Source organism: Ruegeria sp. CF3 (assembly GCF_056537365.1).
This window is the reverse complement of sequence record NZ_JBQFRK010000002.1, coordinates 1-22,699: the sequence shown is the minus strand read 5'-3', so window position 1 is coordinate 22,699 and position 22,699 is coordinate 1. Positions and strand designations below refer to the sequence as shown.

Here is a 22,699-nt window from a genome sequence, read left to right as displayed (position 1 = left end):
CACCCTTTTTACGTTTGGGGCGTGCTCATCTGCCAGACAGTTTGATCCTCACCAAAACCTTTAAGTGATACAGTTCCGACCGGTTCGCAGAGTTTCGGGAGAAATGCTGCGGCTGTATCCGAAAGGACATGGTCGCAATCCAAGTCTGTGGCCGCCGCTACAAGTCTAGCCGCCAAATTGACGTCGGGACCGATGGCCGTGAAATCCAGCCGATCCCCGCCACCTACATTTCCATAGTGGAAGCGACCATGATGGATCGCAGTCCGTACGCCTAGCTTGTGCTGGAAATCGGCCTCGGCCAGCGACGCCACACCCTCGCGCACCGCTGCGATGGCGGCCTGAATCTGCACCTTTGGCGGAAGATCCGTGCTGGTTGGGAAGATGGCAAAAAAGCCGTCGCCCATGAACTTCAGAATCTCTCCGCCGTGGTCCATGACCGACGGGACAAGGCAATCAAACGTGTCATTCAGCAGCCGGACCAGCGTATCGCCGGAAACCGAATTCGAAAGACGGGTAAATCCCTTGAGATCCGCAAACAGGATAACGGCCTCGATTTTGCTGCCATCACCGCGATGTACTTTACCGTCCAGAATGTGGGCGCCACTGTTACGGCCGACATAGGTCGACAGCAGGTAGGTCGCGTCGAGCCGCAGCATATAGGTTTCGGTCAGGCGGGCGAGCGGACCGCGAACCCGGTTCAGGATCGCCAGATCACTCTCTGAAAACCCACCGGGCGTGGCACTTGACCAGGTGCAGACATGGGTATCGCCGTTGAGATAGATCAGCGGTTGCGCCAGGTAATCGGTGAAGCCCTGCTCGCGCAATTCGCCGACAATGATGTAATCCTCGGGGCAGCTGGGGTCTTCCAGATGGCGGCGGATGGGTTGCTGACGCTCGATCACATGCGGCAGGGGGTTATCGGTGTAGATCGCCTCGGTGAACAATTGAGACGGCGCGTCGACCCGGTCGACTCCAGCGCCCGCTTTCCACAGGAAACGTCGGCCCATCAGATTGGGATGCAGCGTCCAGATGAACAAACCGAACCGGTCGATGGCGACACCGGCATCCAGCAGACGAGTACAGATACCTTCGATGATATCGACCGCATTTCCAGCTGGGCGGGCACCGTCAACCATCCACTCGATCAAAGCGTCGATCTTGTCCTGTTTTGGGATCGGTTCCGGTGGGGTCGGCATAATGGCACCCTCAATATAGAACGCCGCGATGCAAACGGACACCGCGGCGTTATTTGTTTCAGCCTCGCAGTGGCTGAAACGACTGAGTGCGCGACTTACTGCGCTTGAACCATAGCCGCACGCAACAGTTGCGGGCGGTCGGTCTGGGACGGCAGGAAGACGGCTTGCGAACCGGCATCCAGTGCCGAAAGGCTGGCATCATACCACTGCATAGCAAGATCGCGACGCTGTTGCACACCGAAGCCTTCGCGCAGATGGTGGCCGATCAACTCTCCATAGGCAGGCTCACCCATCGCGACTAGCATCAATGCAGAACCGACTGCCGTGTCCATGTTGTCCTGACGGTAGCCCATCGACAGGCAGACCTTGCTTGTCGCTGCAAGATCAGCGGGGCTGAGGCCCGAGTCCAGCGCAAGCTTGCGTACCTGGGTTTCAGCTTCTGCCTTCGAGCTGATCGAAAGCGCATCAACTTGCGGTGCCAACATTTCGCCGTACGAGTCGCATTGTGCGCTCACCTGATCCGGCGTCAGCCCCTGGATATCCGCCATCAGATCTTCGCCACGCGCCATTGCATAGCTGCGAGCAAGGCAGAACTGTTCGCTGAGGGCAAAATCGGCATCCGTCATATTTGACAGCGTCGTGTAGCCCCCGTTTGTCGAGGTCTGCAGCATCACCCCGCTACACCGATTGGCCAGCGATGGGCCGCCGGTCCCGCCGGAAAACAGGCTTGGCAGGCTGGCAGAGGCGGTTTCAGTTGTATTGGCCTCGGGCTCTGGTTCCTGAGCTTGAGGAACCACAACCGGAATCGTGGTTGCTGGGGCTTGTGCTGGTGCCTGAGGGGCAGCAGCCAGGGCAGAGCCGGTTTGTATCTGCCGACGGTATTCCATCAAAAGCGGTTGGCCTGCGAGTTGGGTTGTCGTCTGACCGCCGCTTGTCGCCCAGTAGTAGGCCTGCATCAGGAAGTCGCGCTGATAGGGCTGGAAGTCATAGCCATTCACGGGGTAGCCCATCGAGACCTGATAGCGTTCGATCGCAGACCGTGTGCCACGACCGACTTGACCATCAACGCGACCCGCATTGTAGCCGAAATAGTTGAGCGCGGTCTGGGTTTGCGCCCCTTGTGTGGTCGACGGAATTCCGGGGCGATAGGTGCGTGTTGTTGTTGACCTCGTCCGGGCCTGCTGTTTTCTCTGCTGATCCCGGCCGATAGCGTAGCCGATGACGCCACCAACCACAGCACCGCCCAGTATCTCGCCAGCATCGGCCCGCGCGGTCTGAGGAGAAGACGCCGCAAATGACAGCGCGATGCCAACTGTTATTAATAAACGAATGATCATAATTAACCTCCACCAAAAATACTAATTTCGTCGAGTATAGCACAGCTGCGAGTATTGAGGTGAGGGGGGTGGCGGAAACCCGACCATCCCGCAACCACCGCGCAGATTCTGCATTGATATTAATTTCTTAAGAGTTGTCAGTCGCACCTTGTTAGTAACGATCTGTACTCCGTGAGCGTATAAGACCCACTTGGGGGCTTGATTCGATGTGTGAGAGCAGGGCAGGCCACTTGCCAACCCCGCCGTTCCGCTGTAAGTGCCGCCCCTATCGTCTTCGGGCGAGATTCTCTCGTGGGAGGTTGCTGGGATCGCGATCCCGGATCGGACCACGCAACATAGTCTGGGTGAAACGCGTTTCACCTAAGTTGAAAGGAAAACCAAATGGCCAAGAAGCTTGCTGGTACAATGAAGCTGCAGGTTCCTGCAGGTCAGGCGAACCCGTCGCCGCCAGTTGGTCCGGCGCTGGGTCAGCGCGGCATCAACATCATGGAATTCTGCAAGGCGTTCAACGCCAAGACCGCAGACATGGAGCCCGGCGCCCCGTGCCCGACCGTGATCACCTACTATCAGGACAAGTCCTTCACCATGGACATCAAGACGCCGCCCGCGTCTTACTACCTGAAAAAAGCGGCTGGTCTGAAGCCGGTCGGCAAGCGGAACCGCCCTCGTGGTGCGGAAAACCCAGGTCGTGAGACCGTGGCAACCGTAACCTCGAAGCAGGTTCGTGAAATCGCCGAAGCCAAAATGAAAGATCTGAACGCCAACGACGTCGAAGGCGCAATGCAGATCATCCTGGGCTCGGCCCGCTCAATGGGCATCGAGGTGAAGTAAGATGGCAAAACTCGGTAAACGTACCCGCGCTGCGCGCGAAGCTGTCGCTGGCAAGGAAAACCTGTCGGTCGAAGAAGCTGTTTCCCTGGTCAAAGGCAACGCAACCTCAAAATTCGACGAGACCATCGAGATCGCTCTGAACCTCGGCGTTGACACCCGTCACGCGGACCAGATGGTTCGCGGCGTTGTTGGCCTGCCGAACGGTACCGGCAAAGCGATGCGCGTCGCTGTATTTGCTCGTGGCCCCAAGGCAGACGAAGCGAAAGAAGCGGGCGCAGATATCGTTGGCGCGGAAGACCTGATGGAAACCATTCAGGGCGGCACCATCGAATTTGATCGCTGCATTGCAACCCCGGACATGATGCCGATCGTCGGTCGTCTGGGTAAAGTGCTCGGCCCCCGCAACCTGATGCCGAACCCCAAAGTTGGCACCGTGACCATGGACGTGAAAGCGGCTGTGGAAGCAGCAAAAGGTGGTGAAGTTCAGTTCAAAGCGGAAAAAGGCGGCGTTGTGCACGCCGGTGTTGGCAAAGCGTCCTTCGACGAAGCCAAGCTGGTCGAAAACGTCCGTGCCTTCATCTCGGCTGTGGCCAAGGCCAAGCCGTCGGGTGCCAAAGGCACCTATATGAAGAAAATCGCGCTGAGCTCGACTATGGGCCCGGGTGTGACTCTGGACGTGGCGGCTGCTGCGGGCGAATAAGCCTTAGCGTTAAGCTGTGAGAACTTGATCCCGGGTAGTGAGAACTGCCCGGGATTTTTATTGCGTGCCACATGAGAAACAGGCTGTAGCTGTGTGATAGCGTGGTTGCTTGCACCTCAATTGAAATCTTGAAGTTTTGCCAATTTCAAACCCGGTTACAGCTACGCTGACTAAAAAGCAGCGATACGCACAAACATAGATTCAATGCCTCAGCAGCGGTGGCTAAAGAAGCGATTGAACTAGGGGGTGCGGTCTGACACAGTTCCCCCATTGTCGTGTAGTAGCTGTTCGAGAATACCCATCAATGAACCAAAATATTCGTCAGAAATCACTTCCAGAAGATCGACGCGCCTTTTGGGACCAGTTTTATGCGAAATCGGCAGGGTCATGGGAGCTTACCTTGCCGTCGCAATTCGCAGCGTTTGTGGCAAATGAGATTGATCGGCAGTCACATGTCATCGACGTAGGGTGTGGGAATGCCCGTGACAGTTTTTTCTTTTCACGACACGGGTTCAAAGTGACCGGCATGGATGCGTCTGAGGCAGCGATTGCGTCAGCGCAAAAGCATGCACAAAAGCAGGGCGGCGACGATCTTGAATTTGTTCAGACCAATCTCGAAGATGGATGGGTTGAGCGTGTGTTGTCCGAGCGACGATCTGAAATCGTTTGCGTTTATGCTCGGTTCTTTTTGCATGCGATCACAGATGATGAAGAAGATGCTCTGATCCGGGCGCTGCGGAGCGGGTGCAAGCCTGGCGACGTCGTGGCGTTCGAATATCGAACGTTGGCGGACCGAGCCACAACGAAAATTGCGGCGCCGCATTTTCGGCGATACGTAAGTGCGACGGATCTGGATTCAAAAATGGAAGCCTCAGAATTCCGAAAGTGTTATGGCGTCGAAGGCAGTGGTTTCGCAAAATATAAAACAGAAGATGCGATCGTCGCCCGCGCGATCTATGAAAAAACACCATGACAGAAGAAGAATTAATCAAGGAGCTTGCCTCACTTCGAGAGCATGTTTTTACCCATGCTGCGGCACAAACTGCACTACCACGGCCTCGTAAAACGCGTTTGGCTGTCAATTCGCTAAAGGAACCAATAAAGCGCTTGGAAAACCAAGCGCTCTTTGATGACTGGGAAGAGACCTATATCCTTCTTTGCTGCCATGGGAGAACAAAGCCTGCCCGTACGCACGGTAGGCTAAAGCATATGGAGACTCGCTATGCGGATCAGGGCAAAGAGGCGCGCTTTGCCTCATTTTTTGAGCGCGTGAAGCAGACGCTACATCCCGATTTCATTACACCGCATGGCTATAACAGAACATTCGGGGAAAAGGCTGGTGATGAAATCTTTTCAAAACTTGACGCCGAGCTTAAACCCGTAATTCGTTTGGGGAAGCCGATCATTCTGTACGCTGGCGCTTTGTTGGGTCATGTTCGCGAGGGTGGATTGATTGGTCACGACGACGATGTCGATTTTGCGGTGTATCTGGGTGAGTCAACGCTTGAAGGTGTTGCAGGAAAATGGGCCGAATATCAGCGAGAATTGCTGGAAAGCGATTGCTTGGATGCCAATTCGCTAAAAAACAGCATACCTATATTCAAAGTCAAAAATAACTTGGGTATTGATATCGATCTGTTTCCGGCTTGGACGGAAAACGGGCGCTTTAGCGTGTATCCGTACTCACTTTATGATCTGCCGGAAAGCGCGATTTTCCCGCTTAAATCTCTTAACGGTGGGGAAATCATGCTACCGCAGGACGCGCCCGCATTGCTGGCGCAGAGTTACGGTGAAAATTGGCGGATACCGGACCCGCTGTTTCATTTCGCTTGGCGAAGGGCGCGCCGCAAGTTTGCACCTTTGCTTCAGCACGACTTTAGTATCGGTTGAAAGCACCGCATCATCGTGTCCTCAAGCAACAGTCGCATTTGCGTCACGGGATAAACTGGAGGAATACTTGTCTAGATCAATATGCGGATAGGCGCTAAGTCGTGGCTGGGGCGAAGCTATGGTGCGCGTAGCGAAATCCGCAAGCCTTAGTGTCGGCTCGTTTTCTGGAAACCGAGATGCCTCAGAACAATTTCAACTATGTGGCGGCCCCTGCGCGGGAGGTGCAAGCCGCCTAAATTTACCTCTTGGAAACCCGGCCTATCTGTCCTAAGTAGACCTGCGGAATAAAGCGTGCGATTCGTCGTGCGCTTTATTTCGTTTCGTCCAAGACGGTGGGTGGGTCCATCTGGCCCCTTAATTCCCTGCCTGAGACGGGTAAGACCAAAGAATTCTGAGGGTCACGATCCTCGGGCGCATTTTGGCCAATCCCGTAACAACGGACCTGAACGCCGGAGCGAAAGCTGCGGCAAATATGAGCCGGGGTGAGATATCACCCCTAACTTGGAGAGAACTGTGGATAGAGCCCAGAAAGAGAAAGTGGTCGAGGAACTCGGCCAAATCTTCGAAAGCTCTGGCGTCGTAGTGGTTTCGCACTACGCCGGTCTGACAGTTGCCGAGATGCAGGACCTTCGCGCACGTGCTCGTGACGCGGGTGGTGCCGTGCGTGTTGCCAAGAACAGGCTCGCCAAAATCGCCCTTGAGGGTAAGCCGTGTGAAAGCATGGCCGACCTGCTGACAGGGATGACCGTTCTGACCTATTCCGAGGACCCTGTGGCAGCTGCCAAGGTGGCCGAGGACTTCGCCAAGGATAACAAGAATTTTGAGATCCTTGGCGGTGCAATGGGCGAGAACGCTCTGGACCGCAAAGGCGTTGAAGCCGTTTCGAAAATGCCGTCTCGTGAAGAGCTTATTGCTTCGATCGTGGGCTGCATTGGCGCACCTGCTTCGAACATCGCCGGCGCGATTGGCGCACCTGCAAGCAACATCGCAAGCATCCTTTCCACCATCGAAGAGAAGGCGGAAGCTGCGTAAGCGGTTGGCACTGAATGATCTGCGTAGGGGATCCACCCTGACGTTGGAACACACACTGTAAAACGGAAAGAGCTAATACAATGGCTGATCTGAAAGCACTCGCAGAAAGCATCGTGGGTCTGACCCTGCTGGAAGCACAAGAACTTAAAACCATCCTCAAAGACGAATACGGCATCGAGCCTGCAGCTGGCGGCGCCGTAATGGTTGCAGCTGGTGGCGACGCCGGTGGCGCAGCTGAGGAAGAGAAAACCGAATTCGACGTCGTTCTGAAGAACGCCGGCGCTTCGAAAATCAACGTGATCAAAGAAGTTCGCGGCATCACCGGTCTGGGCCTGAAAGAGGCCAAAGAGCTGGTCGAAGCTGGCGGCAAGATCAAAGAAGGCGTGTCGAAAGACGAAGCCGAGGAAGTCAAAGGCAAGCTGGAAGCAGCTGGCGCCGAAGTCGAGCTGGCCTAAGCCAACCGACAGGCGCATCGCTGATGCGCCGCAAAATTTGGCTGGGTCCGGAGAAATCCGGGTCCAGCCGAACCTGTCTTAGAAAGGGCCTCAACCCAGGGGGCGTTTTCTAAGACACGGTTTTCGGATCGGGAGGCCGCCTTCGGGACGGTGGCCACGAATTGATCCGGACGTGTCGTCTCGATTGTGCAAGATGCCGGGGCCCGACGGTGTCTTTGCCCGCTGAGAACATCGAAAGGTGACATCTGACATGGCTCAAACGTTCCTTGGCCAGAAACGTCTTCGTAAATATTACGGCAAAATCCGCGAAGTTTTGGAAATGCCGAACCTCATTGAGGTACAGAAATCTTCTTATGATCTTTTCCTGCGCTCCGGCGATGCAGAACAGCCTACAGACGGCGAAGGCATCAAAGGCGTGTTCCAGTCGGTTTTCCCGATCAAGGATTTCAACGAAACCTCCGTGCTGGAGTTCGTGAAATACGATCTGGAAAAACCCAAATACGACGTCGAAGAGTGTATGCAGCGCGACATGACCTACAGCGCGCCGCTCAAGGTCACTCTGCGTCTGATCGTGTTTGATGTCGATGAGGACACCGGCGCGAAATCGGTCAAAGACATCAAAGAACAGGACGTGTTCATGGGCGATATGCCCCTGATGACACCGAACGGCACCTTCATCGTGAACGGTACCGAGCGTGTGATCGTCAGCCAGATGCACCGTTCGCCCGGTGTGTTCTTTGATCACGACAAGGGCAAGACCCATTCATCGGGCAAGCTGCTGTTTGCCTGCCGCATCATCCCGTATCGCGGCAGCTGGCTGGACTTTGAGTTCGACGCCAAGGACATCGTGTTCGCCCGTATCGACCGTCGTCGCAAACTGCCTGTGACAACCCTGCTTTATGCGCTGGGTCTGGATCAGGAAGCGATCATGGACGCGTATTACAACACCGTGTCCTACAAGCTGGACAAGAAGAAAGGCTGGGTCACGCCCTTCTTCCCCGAGCGTGTGCGCGGTACCCGTCCGACATATGATCTGATCGACGCGAAATCGGGCGAAGTGATTGCCGAAGCGGGCAAGAAAGTCACCCCTCGCGCGGTCAAGAAGCTGATCGACGAAGGTGCTGTTACCGACCTGCTGGTGCCCTTCGACAACATCGTCGGCAAGTATGTCGCCAAGGACATCATCAACGAAGAAAACGGCGCGATCTATGTCGAAGCCGGTGATGAGCTGACCCTAGAGTATGATAAAGACGGCGACCTGATCGGTGGTACTGTCAAGGACCTGATGGATGCGGGTATCACCGACATCCCGGTTCTGGACATCGACAACGTCAACGTTGGCCCCTACATGCGCAACACCATGGCTCAGGACAAGAACCTGAACCGTGAAAGCGCGCTGATGGACATCTACCGCGTCATGCGTCCGGGCGAGCCTCCCACCGTCGAGGCTGCGTCGGCTCTGTTCGACACCTTGTTCTTCGACAGCGAGCGCTATGACCTGTCCGCCGTTGGTCGTGTGAAGATGAACATGCGTCTGGCTCTGGACGCGCCGGACACCCTGCGCACGCTGCGCCGCGAAGACATCGTGGCCTGCATCAAGGCGCTGGTGGAACTGCGTGACGGCAAAGGCGACGTGGACGATATCGACCACCTCGGCAACCGTCGTGTGCGTTCGGTCGGCGAACTGATGGAAAATCAGTACCGCGTTGGCCTGCTGCGCATGGAGCGCGCGATCAAAGAGCGTATGTCGTCTGTCGAGATCGACACCGTCATGCCGCAGGACCTGATCAACGCGAAACCAGCTGCGGCTGCTGTTCGTGAATTCTTTGGCTCATCGCAGCTGTCGCAGTTCATGGACCAGACCAACCCGCTTTCGGAAGTCACCCACAAACGCCGTCTCTCGGCGCTTGGCCCGGGCGGTCTGACGCGTGAGCGTGCGGGCTTTGAGGTGCGCGACGTGCACCCGACCCACTATGGCCGGATGTGCCCGATTGAAACGCCAGAAGGTCCGAACATCGGTCTGATCAACTCGCTGGCCACCTTTGCCCGCGTGAACAAGTATGGCTTCATCGAAACACCCTACCGCGTCGTCAAAGACGCCGAGGTGACCGATGAGGTACACTACATGTCCGCGACCGAGGAAATGCGTCACACCGTGGCGCAGGCGAACGCGACCCTGGACGCCGATGGCAAGTTCATCAACGATCTGGTTTCGACCCGTCAGGCTGGTGACTACACTCTGGCCCCGCGCGAGAATGTGGACCTGATCGACGTGTCGCCGAAACAGCTGGTCTCGGTTGCTGCATCGCTGATCCCATTCCTTGAAAATGACGACGCCAACCGCGCTCTGATGGGCTCGAACATGCAACGTCAGGCGGTTCCGCTGCTGCGGGCCGAGGCTCCGCTGGTCGGTACCGGCATCGAGGAAAAGGTTGCGATCGACTCGGGTGCCGCGATTCAGGCGAAACGCGCCGGTATCATCGACCAGGTTGATGCCCAGCGTATCGTTATCCGCGCCACCGAAGATCTGGAACTGGGTGACGCTGGCGTTGACATCTATCGTCTGCGCAAGTTCCAGCGGTCGAACCAGAACACCTGCATCAACCAGCGTCCGCTGATCAAGGTGGGTGACACCGTCCAAAAGGGCGAAGTCATTGCCGACGGTCCGTCGACCGATATGGGTGAACTGGCGCTTGGTAAGAACGTGGTCGTCGCGTTCATGCCGTGGAACGGTTACAACTACGAAGACTCGATCCTGATCTCGGAACGTATCGCGCGTGACGACGTCTTCACCTCGGTCCATATCGAGGAGTTCGAAGTCGCCGCCCGCGACACCAAGCTGGGCCCGGAAGAGATCACCCGCGACATTCCGAACGTCGGTGAAGAAGCGCTGCGCAACCTCGACGAGGCAGGCATCGTTTACATCGGTGCGGATGTTGAGCCGGGCGATATTCTGGTCGGCAAGATCACTCCGAAGGGCGAAAGCCCGATGACCCCGGAAGAAAAGCTGCTGCGCGCCATCTTTGGTGAGAAAGCATCTGACGTGCGCGACACCTCGCTACGCGTGAAGCCGGGTGACTACGGTACGGTCGTTGAGGTCCGCGTCTTCAACCGTCACGGCGTCGAGAAAGACGAGCGTGCGCTGCAGATCGAGCGTGAGGAAGTCGAACGTCTGGCCCGTGACCGGGACGACGAGCTGGCGATTCTTGACCGCAACATCTACGCGCGTCTGCAAGGTCTGATCCTGGGTAAAACCGCTGTCAAAGGCCCGAAAGGCGTCAAGGCAGGGTCGGTGATCACCGAGGATCTGCTGGAAACCCTGACCCGCGGTCAGTGGTGGCAGTTGGCGCTGGAAGGCGAGCAGGATGCACAGATCGTTGAAGCTCTGAACGAGCAATACGAAGTGCAAAAGCGTGCTCTGGACGCCCGTTTCGAGGACAAGGTCGAGAAAGTCCGTCGTGGCGACGACCTGCCGCCGGGTGTGATGAAGATGGTCAAAGTCTTCATCGCCGTGAAGCGTAAGCTGCAGCCGGGCGACAAGATGGCCGGTCGTCACGGGAACAAAGGTGTTATCTCCAAGGTTGTTCCGATGGAAGACATGCCGTTCCTGGCCGATGGTACTCCGGTTGACTTCTGTCTGAACCCGCTGGGTGTGCCTTCGCGTATGAACGTCGGTCAGATCCTTGAAACCCACATGGGTTGGGCCGCACGCGGTCTGGGTCTAAACATCGATGAGGCTCTGGGTGAGTACCGCCGTTCCGGCGATCTGACCCCGGTGCGCGAAGCGATGAAGCTGGCTTATGGCGAGGATGTCTACGAAGAAGGCATCACCGGTCTGGACGAGGATGGCCTGATCGAGGCTGCGGGCAACGTGACCCGTGGTGTTCCGATCGCTACTCCGGTCTTCGACGGTGCCAAAGAAGCAGACGTCAACGACGCGCTGGTGCGTGCGGGCTTCTCGGAAAGCGGTCAGTCGGTTCTGTTCGACGGTCGCACCGGTGAGCAATTCGCGCGCCCGGTCACCGTGGGCATCAAGTACCTGCTGAAATTGCACCACCTGGTGGACGACAAGATCCACGCGCGTTCGACCGGGCCGTACAGCCTGGTTACCCAGCAGCCGCTGGGTGGTAAGGCGCAGTTCGGTGGTCAGCGCTTTGGTGAGATGGAGGTCTGGGCTCTGGAAGCTTACGGCGCCGCCTACACCTTGCAGGAGATGCTCACCGTGAAATCGGATGACGTCGCCGGTCGGACCAAGGTCTATGAGTCGATCGTCAAGGGCGAGGATAACTTTGAAGCGGGCGTACCGGAATCGTTCAACGTTCTGGTTAAAGAAGTCCGTGGCCTCGGCCTGAATATGGAACTCCTGGATGCGGAGGTTGAGGAGTAAGGGCCTCGGCCCTTCCTCCCGTCCCCCCTTCCGCAAAATTTGAGGTATCAAAATGAACCAGGAAATCACCAACAACCCGTTCAACCCGCTGACACCGCCGAAAGTCTTTGACGAGATCAAGGTTTCGCTGGCCAGCCCTGAACGGATCCTGTCTTGGTCCTATGGTGAGATCAAGAAACCCGAAACCATCAACTACCGCACGTTCAAGCCCGAGCGTGACGGTCTGTTCTGCGCGCGTATCTTTGGCCCGATCAAAGATTACGAATGTCTATGCGGCAAATATAAGCGGATGAAATATCGCGGCGTTGTCTGCGAGAAATGCGGTGTGGAAGTCACCCTGCAGAAAGTCCGCCGCGAGCGTATGGGCCACATCGAACTGGCCGCGCCCGTCGCACACATCTGGTTCCTGAAATCGCTGCCGTCCCGCATCGGTCTGATGCTGGACATGACGCTGCGCGATCTGGAACGCGTTCTGTACTTTGAAAACTATGTCGTCATCGAGCCCGGTCTGACCGACCTGACCTACGGCCAGATGCTGACCGAAGAAGAGTACATGGATGCGCAGGATGCCTATGGCATGGATGCGTTCACCGCGAATATCGGTGCCGAAGCCATCCGTGAGATGCTGGCCCAGATCGATCTGGAAGCCGAAGCTGAGCAGCTGCGCGCTGATCTGGCCGAAGCAACCGGCGAGTTGAAGCCCAAAAAGATCATCAAGCGTCTGAAGGTTGTCGAATCCTTCCTCGAGTCGGGCAACCGGCCTGAGTGGATGGTCATGACCGTGATCCCGGTCATTCCGCCGGAACTGCGTCCGCTGGTTCCGCTGGATGGTGGCCGGTTCGCGACCTCGGATCTGAACGATCTGTATCGCCGCGTCATCAACCGGAACAACCGTCTGAAGCGTCTGATCGAGCTGCGCGCGCCTGACATCATCGTCCGCAACGAAAAGCGGATGTTGCAGGAATCCGTGGACGCTCTGTTCGACAACGGCCGTCGTGGCCGCGTGATCACCGGCGCCAACAAGCGTCCGCTGAAATCGCTGTCGGACATGCTGAAAGGTAAGCAGGGTCGTTTCCGTCAGAACCTTCTGGGGAAACGCGTCGACTTCTCGGGCCGTTCGGTCATTGTGACCGGCCCGGAACTCAAGCTGCACCAGTGTGGTCTGCCCAAGAAGATGGCGTTGGAGTTGTTCAAGCCGTTCATCTACTCGCGCCTTGAAGCCAAGGGTCTATCTTCGACCGTCAAACAGGCGAAGAAACTGGTCGAGAAAGAGCGTCCCGAAGTGTGGGATATCCTCGACGAGGTGATCCGCGAACACCCTGTCATGCTGAACCGTGCGCCGACGCTGCACCGTCTTGGCATTCAGGCGTTCGAGCCGGTTCTCATCGAAGGTAAAGCCATCCAGCTGCACCCGCTGGTCTGTTCGGCCTTTAACGCCGACTTCGATGGTGACCAGATGGCCGTTCACGTTCCGCTGAGCCTTGAGGCCCAGCTGGAAGCGCGTGTTCTGATGATGTCGACGAACAACGTTCTGTCGCCTGCAAACGGCGCGCCGATCATCGTTCCGTCGCAGGATATGATCCTGGGTCTGTACTATGTGACCCTCGAACGCGAAGGTATGCCGGGCGAAGGCAAGGTCTTCGGTTCGATCGAAGAAGTTCAGCACGCGCTGGACGCGGGGGAGGTGCATCTGCACTCGAAAATCACCGCGCGGATCACGCAGATCGACGACGAAGGCAACGAAGTTCAGAAGCGCTATGAAACCACTCCGGGCCGTCTGCGTCTGGGTGCATTGCTGCCGATGAACAACAAAGCCCCGTTCGAGCTGGTCAACCGCCTGCTGCGGAAGAAAGAAGTGCAGCAGGTGATCGACACCGTCTACCGTTACTGCGGTCAGAAAGAGTCGGTTATCTTCTGTGACCAGATCATGTCGATGGGCTTCAAAGAAGCGTTCAAGGCGGGCATCTCGTTCGGTAAGGACGACATGGTCATCCCGGATGACAAGTGGGGCATCGTTGATGACACCCGCGGTCAGGTGAAGGACTTTGAACAGCAGTACATGGACGGCCTGATCACTCAGGGCGAAAAGTACAACAAAGTTGTTGATGCCTGGTCGAAGTGTAACGACCGCGTCACCGAAGCGATGATGAGCACCATCTCGGACGTTGCCAAGGCCGAAGACGGGTCGGATCAGGAACCGAACTCGGTCTACATGATGGCCCACTCGGGTGCGCGTGGCTCGGTCACTCAGATGAAACAGCTGGGCGGTATGCGCGGCCTGATGGCCAAGCCGAACGGTGACATCATCGAGACGCCGATCATCTCGAACTTTAAAGAAGGTCTGACCGTTCTCGAGTACTTCAACTCGACCCACGGTGCCCGTAAGGGTCTGTCGGATACCGCTCTGAAGACGGCGAACTCGGGTTACCTGACCCGTCGTCTGGTGGACGTCGCACAGGACTGCATCGTTCGCGAGATCGACTGTGGTACTGAGCGTGCGATCACAGCCGAAGCCGCCGTGAATGACGGTGAGGTTGTTGCCTCGCTGGCCGAACGTGTGCTGGGTCGTGTGGCGGCTGACGATGTTCTGCGTCCGGGCACGGATGAGGTGATCGTGGCCGCTGGTCAGTTGATCGACGAACGCATGGCGGACACTATTGACGAAGCTGGTGTTGCGTCGATGCGCATCCGCTCGCCTCTGACCTGTGAGTCCGAGGAAGGCGTCTGCGCCACCTGCTATGGTCGTGACCTTGCACGCGGCACCATGGTGAACACAGGTGAGGCTGTCGGCATCATCGCCGCGCAGTCCATTGGTGAACCCGGTACGCAGCTGACGATGCGTACTTTCCACATCGGTGGTGTTGCGCAAGGTGGTCAGCAGTCGTTCCAGGAAGCCAGCCAGGAAGGCGTCGTTTCCTTCGAGAACCCGCAGATTCTGGTCAATGCCGCAGGCGAAAGCCTCGTTATGGGCCGGAACATGAAGCTGGTGATCAGCGACGAACACGGCGAAGAGCGTGCCAGCCACAAGCTGGGCTATGGCTCCAAGCTGTTCGTCAAGGACGGCACCAAGGTTGCTCGTGGCGACAAGCTGTTCGAATGGGACCCCTACACCCTGCCGATCATCGCCGAGAAAGCCGGTACCGCGAAATATGTCGACCTTGTTTCGGGCCTTGCGGTCCGGGATGAGACCGACGATGCAACCGGCATGACCCAGAAGATCGTGATCGACTGGCGCGCGGCCCCCAAAGGCAGCGACCTCAAGCCCGAGATCATTCTGGTCGGTGAAGATGGCGAGCCCGTCCGCAACGATGCGGGCAACCCGGTTCACTATCCGATGTCGGTGGATGCGATCCTGTCCGTCGAAGATGGTCAGACCATCGAAGCCGGTGACGTTGTTGCGCGTATCCCGCGTGAGGGCGCCAAGACCAAGGACATCACCGGTGGTCTGCCGCGTGTGGCCGAACTGTTCGAAGCCCGTCGTCCGAAAGATCACGCGATCATCGCAGAAGCCGATGGTTACGTGCGCTTTGGCCGCGACTACAAGAACAAGCGCCGCATCAGCATCGAACCGGCTGACGAGACCATGGAGACCATCGAGTACATGGTCCCCAAGGGCAAGCACATCCCGGTCGCCGAAGGGGATTTCATCCAGAAGGGTGAATACCTGATGGACGGTAACCCGGCTCCGCATGACATCCTGTCGATTATGGGTGTCGAAGCGCTGGCGGATTACATGATCGACGAGGTGCAGGACGTCTACCGCTTGCAGGGCGTTAAGATCAACGACAAGCACATCGAGGTCATCGTGCGCCAGATGCTGCAGAAGTGGGAGATCCTGGATTCAGGTGACACCACCCTGCTGAAAGGCGAACATGTCGACAAGCAAGAGTTCGACGCAGCCAACGAGAAGACTATCTCGCGTGGCGGTCGTCCGGCTCAGGGTGAGCCGATCCTTCTGGGGATCACCAAAGCTTCGCTGCAGACGCGTTCGTTCATCTCGGCGGCGTCGTTCCAGGAAACCACCCGCGTGCTGACCGAAGCCTCGGTTCAGGGCAAGAAAGACAAGCTGGTTGGCCTGAAAGAGAACGTCATCGTTGGTCGTCTGATCCCCGCCGGGACCGGTGGGGCCACTCAGGCCGTCCGCCACATCGCGCAGTCGCGTGACAACGTGGTTATCGAAGCGCGCCGGGAAGAGGCCGAAGCAGCCGCTGCTCTGGCCGCTCCGACCTTCGACGACGACATGGTCGGTGATGAGCTGGACGTTCTGGTGGAAACACCGGAAAGCCGCGAATAGGCACCCTCAATAGCTAAGAAAGGCCCCGCGATTTCGCGGGGCCTTTCTTGTTGTGAGCGCTCCGAGGCGAACTCTCACAAAGATAGTTACTAATGTGACCCGGTTTGTGGCATGCTTTCGTCAACAGAGGAGGGGGCCGCAATGACAACCCGTCAAACGCATGGGCGAAAGCGCCTGTATGACAGTATTTTGGACACCGTCGGAGACACGCCAAGCATACGAATAAACAGGATCGCGCCCTCAAACGTGACGGTCTATGTGAAGTTCGAAGCATTTAACCCGGCCAGTTCTGTCAAGGATCGCCTTGCCCTCAACATCATCGAAGCGGCAGAACGCGACGGTAGCTTAAAACCCGGTCAGACAGTAGTTGAGGCGACCTCGGGGAATACCGGTATCGGGCTGGCGATGGTCTGTGCGGCCAAAGGCTATCCCTTGGTTGTGACGATGGCCGACAGTTTCTCGGTCGAGCGGCGCAAGCTGATGAGGTTTTTGGGGGCAAAAGTTGTCCTGACACCGCGCGCGCAAAAGGGGTTCGGCATGTATACAAAAGCTAAAGAACTGGCCGAGCAGAACGGTTGGTTCCTGGCCAGCCAGTTTGAAACCGCAGCCAACGCCGATATTCACGAAAATACCACCGCGCAGGAAATCTTGGGTGACTTTGATGGGCAGAATCTCGACTATTGGGTTACGGGCTATGGCACTGGCGGGACCGTCTCGGGCGTGGCCCGGGCTCTTAGAAAAGCGCGCCCTGAGACCAAGATCATCCTGACAGAGCCTGCCAACGCAGCCATTGTGTCGTCAGGATATGTGAACACGCGCAATGAAATACACCAGCCGACCGAGAGCCATCCGAACTTCGAGCCGCATCCGATCCAAGGCTGGACGCCTGATTTTATTCCGTGGGTTCTGCAGGAGGCCATTGATAACTCGTACTATGATGAGTTGATTCCCGTTCCCGGTAGCGACGGTATTGCATGGTCGCGCCGTTTGGCCGCGGAAGAGGGGATTTTTACCGGTATTTCTGGTGGCTCGACCTTTGCGGTCGCGATGAAACTGGCCGAGACTGCTCCGGAAGGTTCCGTCATGTTGGTAATGCTGCCAGATACGGGCGAGCGTTACCTTTCGACACCATTGTTTGATGGCGTAGAAGAGGAGATGACGGATGATGAGATCGAGATCTCGAAATCTACGCCTTCCGCCCAGATGACAGATTGAAACGACTGACAAGCCGACAGTTGGTGTAACTCGTCGGAACTATTACCGTAGGATTGTCAGGCGCAAATTGACTTCGTGATCGATTGAACAGTGAGTACGACGATATATTGAAGACCGGGTGTTGATTAAATGAATCCTAACGTTAAAGGCGCATTGCTGATGATGGGCAGCATGGCTGCCTTTACGATCAATGACACCCTGGTGAAACTGGTCGGACAGGCTATTCCCCTGTTCCAACTGGTTGCGATGCGCGGAGCATTGGCAACGGTTCTGGTGTTCTTTCTGGCGCGGCATCTTGGTGCGCTTCACATCGACTTTTCGCGCCATGACAAATGGTTGATTGCCTTTCGCTGTGTAGCCGAGCTGGCGGCGACATTCTTTTTCCTGACCGCGCTGATGCATATGCCGCTCGCCAATGTTGCCGCCGTTTTGCAGGCACTGCCCCTGACCGTGACTTTGGGCGCCGCCCTTTTCTTTGGCGAGGTGATCGGATGGATGCGGATCGTTGCGATCGCACTGGGGTTCTTCGGTATGATATTAATCGTTCGCCCCGGCCCTGACGGTTTCAGTATCTACGCGATATATGCATTGATAGCGGTTGCCGCTGTCACCGCCCGTGATCTCATCACGCGACGTATGTCGGCAGACGTCCCTTCGATGGTAGTGACTTTGGCAACATCACTCTCAATCACATTAGCCGCAACCATTGCCTCTATACTCGAGGGTTGGGTGCCAATTTCTATTGGACCCGGCATGATGATAGCTGGCGCTGCGGTATTTGTTCTGATGGGGTACCTATTCAGTGTCATGGTCATGCGCGTGGGAGAAGTCGGCTTTGTTGCCCCCTTCCGGTATTCCAGCCTGATTTGGGCGCTTGGGCTTGGATGGGTGGTGTTCGGAGACTGGCCTGACGGTATTACAATGCTGGGCGCGGCATTGGTTGTTGGGGCAGGGATGTTCACTCTGTTTCGCGAACGGGCGCGTCAGGCGGAGAAGTGAGGCAAACGTACGAAACCGGGGTTTAGCGCGAAACGCGTGGCAAAATCGGTCTCGATTTCGGGCGTGATCGGCGCAAGCTGCGCCTTCTGCTTTTCAGCGCGCGGCGAGTCGTTGGAGTTGTTCAATGTCCTGATCCACATCGGGCGATCAGGATAACTGACCACTGGCATGAAACGCCCGATCCGGTTGTGGGTAAAACTTATGATCGTGTGGGCGCACCCGCCCGCGATAAGCATGCCCAAGCCCACCCCAAGCAGAGATTTGTAGACTTGTGCCGCCCGAACCCCATTCGGCCCAAAGCTGGCCTGGTATCCGTTGTTGAAATCGAGGCCTATGGCCTGATTTTTTCCAATCAGCCCGGCAACATCATCGGCGGACTCGCGCAGTCTTTCGATGAAATCAATCGAAATGCTGTCGTCGTCATCATGGCGAAATTGAAGACAGGGCCGGTCCGGGTTTGAACGCGCTTCTTGAAGGATTCGTTTCATGACCTGCCGGTGTTTATGGCTTGGTTCGACAGGCCTTTGGACAATTCGTACCTGCTTGATGTCAGCGGAGAGGTCCTTAAGCCGGTCGAGCGCCTTTCGCGGCAGACAGTCCCCAACAACGACCAGAAGCTGATAGTCCCCATCTGTCTGCGCGCGAAAGCTGGGCAATGTCACAGATTCGAACAAGCGGAACCGCTCTTCCAGACGAGCAGGGTTGTAGAGATGGGCGCGCCGATCTGCGACCGTGTCATGTTCGATCTGGAAATCGCCCAGAGCAGGGAATGAAAATCGGCACAGGCCAAAGACTTGCATGGGGCATCCAATGGTTTGCAGGGCATGCTCACTATGCATCCGGTGCCGAAGTGCTGCAATGCGTCGGTGCAGTGGGAATCTCCATTAGTTCCTGATAGACGGCCGGAGCTCTTATGTACAACACGCGCTTCCCGCTGGGCTGTTGACACTCGGGCCGACTCCCCTTAATACGCGCGACATCTCGGTACCGGGGGCCGCCCCATAACCGATTTCAGTAATGAACTGGTCAAGGCCCGGACACTTTTATCGTTCGCGCCCTCTGATAACAAACCGCGACGTTCACCTCGGAATGGGAACGCTCGCGGGTTTTGCGCTTGTGGACGCATGAGTGCAGCGAATTTAACCGCACGCAACGCGCGTGCATGTCATGTGTGTTGCAAAACGGGGAAGAAACCGGAATGCCAACTATTCAACAGCTGATCCGCAAACCGCGGCAGCCCAAAGTAAAACGCTCGAAGTCCATGCACCTGGAGCAGTGCCCGCAGAAGCGCGGCGTTTGCACCCGCGTGTACACCACCACACCGAAGAAGCCGAACTCGGCTATGCGTAAGGTTGCCAAAGTGCGCCTGACCAACGGGTTCGAGGTTATCTCGTACATCCCGGGTGAAAGCCACAACCTGCAGGAACACTCGGTTGTTCTGATCCGTGGCGGCCGTGTGAAAGACCTTCCCGGTGTGCGTTACCACATCCTGCGCGGTGTTCTGGATACTCAGGGCGTCAAAGACCGTAAGCAACGCCGTTCGAAATACGGCGCGAAGCGTCCCAAGTAAGAAGGAGAGGCTGATATGTCACGTCGTCACGCCGCCGAAAAACGCGAAGTCCTGCCTGACGCCAAATTTGGCGACAAGGTACTGACCAAATTCATGAACAACCTGATGATCGACGGCAAGAAGTCGGTCGCAGAGCGCATCGTTTACAACGCGTTTGACCGCGTTGAGAACAAGGTAAAGCGCGCTCCTGTCGAAGTGTTCCACGAAGCGCTCGACAACATCAAACCGTCGGTCGAGGTTCGCTCGCGCCGCGTTGGTGGTGCAACCTATCAGGTTCCGGTCGAAGTGCGCCCTGAGCGCCGCGAAGCACTGGCCATCCGCTGGCTGATCACTGCTGCGCGCGGCCGCAACGAAAACACCATGGAAGAGCGCCTTGCAGGCGAGCTGCTGGACGCCGTTCAGTCCCGCGGTACTGCCGTCAAGAAACGCGAAGACACCCACAAGATGGCCGAGGCGAACAAAGCCTTCAGCCATTATCGTTGGTAATCCGAGAGGCTTAGACCAATGGCACGCGAATATCCGCTCGAACTGTACCGTAACTTCGGTATCATGGCGCACATCGACGCAGGTAAGACCACCTGCTCGGAGCGTATCCTGTATTACACTGGTAAATCCCACAACATCGGTGAGGTGCACGATGGTGCAGCCACCATGGACTGGATGGAGCAGGAGCAGGAACGCGGCATCACCATCACTTCGGCTGCGACCACCACTTTCTGGGAACGCACCGAGGACGGTCAGACCGCAGAAACTCCTAAGCACCGCCTGAACATTATCGACACCCCCGGCCACGTTGACTTCACCATCGAAGTTGAGCGTTCGCTGGCGGTTCTCGACGGTGCTGTCTGCGTTCTGGACGCAAACGCCGGTGTTGAGCCCCAGACCGAAACCGTGTGGCGTCAGGCTGACCGCTACAAGGTTCCGCGTATGGTTTTCGTCAACAAAATGGACAAGATCGGCGCTGACTTCTTCAACTGCGTCAACATGATCGAAGACCGCACCGGCGCACGCGCTGTTCCGGTTGGTATTCCGATCGGTGCCGAGTCCGAGCTGGAAGGCCTGATCGACCTGGTCACCATGGAAGAGTGGCTGTGGCAGGGCGAAGATCTGGGCGCAAGCTGGATCAAAGCTCCTATCCGGGACAGCCTGAAAGACATGGCTGACGAATGGCGCGGCAAGATGATCGAAGCGGCCGTCGAAATGGACGACGACGCGATGATGGAATACCTGGAAGGCAATGAGCCCGACGTTCCAACCCTGCGCGCCCTGCTGCGTAAAGGTACTCTGGAAATCGCGTTCGTTCCGGTTCTGGGTGGTTCGGCGTTCAAGAACAAAGGCGTTCAGCCTCTGCTCAACGCTGTGATCGACTATCTGCCCAGCCCACTGGACGTTGTTGATTACATGGGCTTCAAACCCGGCGACGAGGAAGAAGTTCGTGACATCGCCCGTCGTGCAGACGACGACATGGCCTTCTCGGGTCTGGCGTTCAAAATCATGAACGACCCCTTCGTTGGCTCGCTGACCTTCACTCGGATCTACTCGGGCACCATGAACAAGGGTGACTCGATCCTGAACTCGACCAAAGGTAAGAAAGAGCGCATCGGTCGTATGATGATGATGCACTCGAACAACCGGGAAGAGATCGAAGAAGCGTTTGCAGGCGACATCATCGCGCTGGCGGGTCTGAAAGACACCACCACCGGTGACACCCTGTGTGACGCGAAGGATCCGGTGGTTCTGGAAACCATGACCTTCCCCGATCCGGTTATCGAGATCGCGGTTGAGCCCAAAACCAAGGGCGACCAAGAGAAGATGTCTCAGGGTCTGGCCCGTCTGGCCGCCGAAGACCCGTCCTTCCGTGTGGAAACTGATCTGGAATCCGGTCAGACCATCATGAAGGGCATGGGCGAACTTCACCTGGACATCCTGGTTGACCGTCTGAAGCGCGAGTTCAAGGTTGAAGCGAACATCGGTGCACCTCAGGTGGCCTATCGTGAAACCATCTCGATGCCGGTTGAGCACACCTACACCCACAAGAAACAGTCGGGTGGTTCGGGTCAGTTCGCGGAAGTCAAGCTGGAGATCCAGCCGACCGAAGCGGGCGAAGGTTACTCGTTCGAAAGCCGCATCGTTGGTGGTGCCGTTCCGAAGGAATACATTCCGGGTGTTGAAAAAGGCATCAACTCGGTCATGGACAGCGGCCCGCTGGCTGGCTTCCCCGTGATCGACTTCAAGGTTGCCCTGCTGGACGGTAAGTTCCACGACGTTGACTCGAGCGTTCTGGCGTTCGAAATCGCATCGCGGATGTGTATGCGTGAAGGCATGCGCAAAGCTGGCGCGAAACTGCTGGAACCGATCATGAAGGTCGAAGTGATCACCCCGGAAGAATATACCGGCGGTATCATCGGTGATCTGACCTCGCGTCGGGGCCAGGTATCTGGTCAGGAACCGCGCGGCAACGCAATCGCGATCGACGCGTTTGTTCCGCTGGCCAACATGTTCGGCTACATCAACACTCTGCGTTCGATGTCGTCGGGCCGTGCCCAGTTCACCATGCAGTTCGATCACTACGATCCGGTCCCGCAGAACATCTCGGACGAGATTCAGGCGAAATACGCATAAGCGAAGATTTGAGGGAGCGCGGCTAACGCGCTCCCTTCATTACCGAAAAAGGAGGCCATCATGGCAAAGGAAAAGTTTGAGCGTAATAAGCCGCACGTCAACATCGGCACGATTGGCCACGTTGACCACGGCAAGACCACGCTGACCGCAGCAATCACCAAGTATTTCGGT

The 22,699-nt window shown here is 56.9% G+C and carries 17 protein-coding genes; 14 read left to right on the top strand and 3 right to left on the bottom strand.

Going from position 1 to position 22,699, the window contains the following annotated elements; translation table 11 throughout:
* Positions 1-8: 8 nt before the first annotated feature.
* A complete protein-coding gene (locus ACR0KC_RS07805; RefSeq protein WP_480771690.1) occupies positions 9-1,196 on the bottom strand; it encodes an adenylate/guanylate cyclase domain-containing protein in 1,188 nt (395 codons plus the stop codon).
* A gap of 95 nt (positions 1,197-1,291) precedes the next feature.
* Positions 1,292-2,533, bottom strand: coding sequence for a peptidoglycan-binding domain-containing protein (locus ACR0KC_RS07800; RefSeq protein ID WP_170398593.1), 1,242 nt, complete (start codon positions 2,531-2,533; stop codon positions 1,292-1,294).
* Positions 2,534-2,914: 381 nt separating this feature from the next.
* Between ACR0KC_RS07800 and rplK the strand changes: the two genes are divergently transcribed.
* The 10 genes from rplK (at position 2,915) to ACR0KC_RS07750 (ending at position 18,336) form a co-directional block, all read left to right on the top strand.
* Positions 2,915-3,364 carry a 50S ribosomal protein L11 gene (gene rplK / locus ACR0KC_RS07795; protein ID WP_010440985.1) on the top strand — a complete coding sequence of 150 codons (450 nt, stop codon included), beginning with the start codon at positions 2,915-2,917 and terminating at the stop codon, positions 3,362-3,364.
* A 1-nt stretch (position 3,365) separates the two neighbouring features.
* On the top strand, positions 3,366-4,064 hold the full coding sequence (gene rplA / locus ACR0KC_RS07790; RefSeq protein ID WP_010440987.1) for a 50S ribosomal protein L1: 699 nt from the start codon (positions 3,366-3,368) through the stop codon (positions 4,062-4,064).
* Positions 4,065-4,368: 304 nt separating this feature from the next.
* Positions 4,369-5,037 (top strand): class I SAM-dependent methyltransferase, encoded by a 669-nt coding sequence (locus ACR0KC_RS07785; protein WP_480771689.1) that lies wholly within the window; start codon positions 4,369-4,371, stop codon positions 5,035-5,037.
* A complete protein-coding gene (locus tag ACR0KC_RS07780) occupies positions 5,034-5,954 on the top strand; it encodes a hypothetical protein (protein ID WP_480705775.1) in 921 nt (306 codons plus the stop codon). The genes ACR0KC_RS07785 and ACR0KC_RS07780 overlap by 4 nt, the downstream gene beginning before the upstream one ends.
* A gap of 513 nt (positions 5,955-6,467) precedes the next feature.
* Positions 6,468-6,986 (top strand): 50S ribosomal protein L10, encoded by a 519-nt coding sequence (gene rplJ, locus ACR0KC_RS07775; RefSeq protein WP_170406495.1) that lies wholly within the window; start codon positions 6,468-6,470, stop codon positions 6,984-6,986.
* Between the two features lie 80 nt (positions 6,987-7,066).
* On the top strand, positions 7,067-7,441 hold the full coding sequence (gene rplL / locus ACR0KC_RS07770; protein ID WP_010441182.1) for a 50S ribosomal protein L7/L12: 375 nt from the start codon (positions 7,067-7,069) through the stop codon (positions 7,439-7,441).
* A gap of 250 nt (positions 7,442-7,691) precedes the next feature.
* On the top strand, positions 7,692-11,828 hold the full coding sequence (gene rpoB / locus ACR0KC_RS07765; protein ID WP_170398571.1) for a DNA-directed RNA polymerase subunit beta: 4,137 nt from the start codon (positions 7,692-7,694) through the stop codon (positions 11,826-11,828).
* A 52-nt stretch (positions 11,829-11,880) separates the two neighbouring features.
* The gene (rpoC, locus tag ACR0KC_RS07760; protein ID WP_170611187.1) at positions 11,881-16,122 is read left to right on the top strand and encodes a DNA-directed RNA polymerase subunit beta'; all 4,242 of its coding nucleotides are present in this window, start codon (positions 11,881-11,883) and stop codon (positions 16,120-16,122) included.
* Between the two features lie 141 nt (positions 16,123-16,263).
* Positions 16,264-17,337 carry a pyridoxal-phosphate dependent enzyme gene (locus ACR0KC_RS07755; RefSeq protein ID WP_170596851.1) on the top strand — a complete coding sequence of 358 codons (1,074 nt, stop codon included), beginning with the start codon at positions 16,264-16,266 and terminating at the stop codon, positions 17,335-17,337.
* Between the two features lie 129 nt (positions 17,338-17,466).
* Positions 17,467-18,336: a DMT family transporter gene (locus ACR0KC_RS07750; protein ID WP_480771688.1), complete on the top strand. Its 870-nt coding sequence runs from the start codon at positions 17,467-17,469 to the stop codon at positions 18,334-18,336.
* On the opposite strand, the gene ACR0KC_RS07745 is transcribed toward ACR0KC_RS07750, so the two are convergent.
* Positions 18,321-19,136 carry a glycosyltransferase gene (locus ACR0KC_RS07745; protein WP_480771687.1) on the bottom strand — a complete coding sequence of 272 codons (816 nt, stop codon included), beginning with the start codon at positions 19,134-19,136 and terminating at the stop codon, positions 18,321-18,323. The two genes, ACR0KC_RS07750 and ACR0KC_RS07745, sit on opposite strands and share 16 nt — an antisense overlap.
* A gap of 398 nt (positions 19,137-19,534) precedes the next feature.
* Here ACR0KC_RS07745 and rpsL point away from each other — a divergent pair, with 398 nt between their 5' ends.
* The 4 genes from rpsL to ACR0KC_RS07725 form a co-directional block, all read left to right on the top strand.
* Positions 19,535-19,906 carry a 30S ribosomal protein S12 gene (gene rpsL, locus ACR0KC_RS07740; RefSeq protein ID WP_005621086.1) on the top strand — a complete coding sequence of 124 codons (372 nt, stop codon included), beginning with the start codon at positions 19,535-19,537 and terminating at the stop codon, positions 19,904-19,906.
* A gap of 15 nt (positions 19,907-19,921) precedes the next feature.
* Positions 19,922-20,392, top strand: a complete 471-nt coding sequence (gene rpsG / locus ACR0KC_RS07735; protein WP_010441203.1) for a 30S ribosomal protein S7 — start codon at positions 19,922-19,924, stop codon at positions 20,390-20,392.
* Positions 20,393-20,410: 18 nt separating this feature from the next.
* Complete coding sequence (gene fusA / locus ACR0KC_RS07730; protein ID WP_170328783.1) at positions 20,411-22,528, top strand: elongation factor G; 2,118 nt, start codon at positions 20,411-20,413, stop codon at positions 22,526-22,528.
* A 60-nt stretch (positions 22,529-22,588) separates the two neighbouring features.
* A partial coding sequence (locus tag ACR0KC_RS07725) for a GTP-binding protein (protein ID WP_170611170.1) occupies positions 22,589-22,699 on the top strand: 111 nt, incomplete at its 3' end.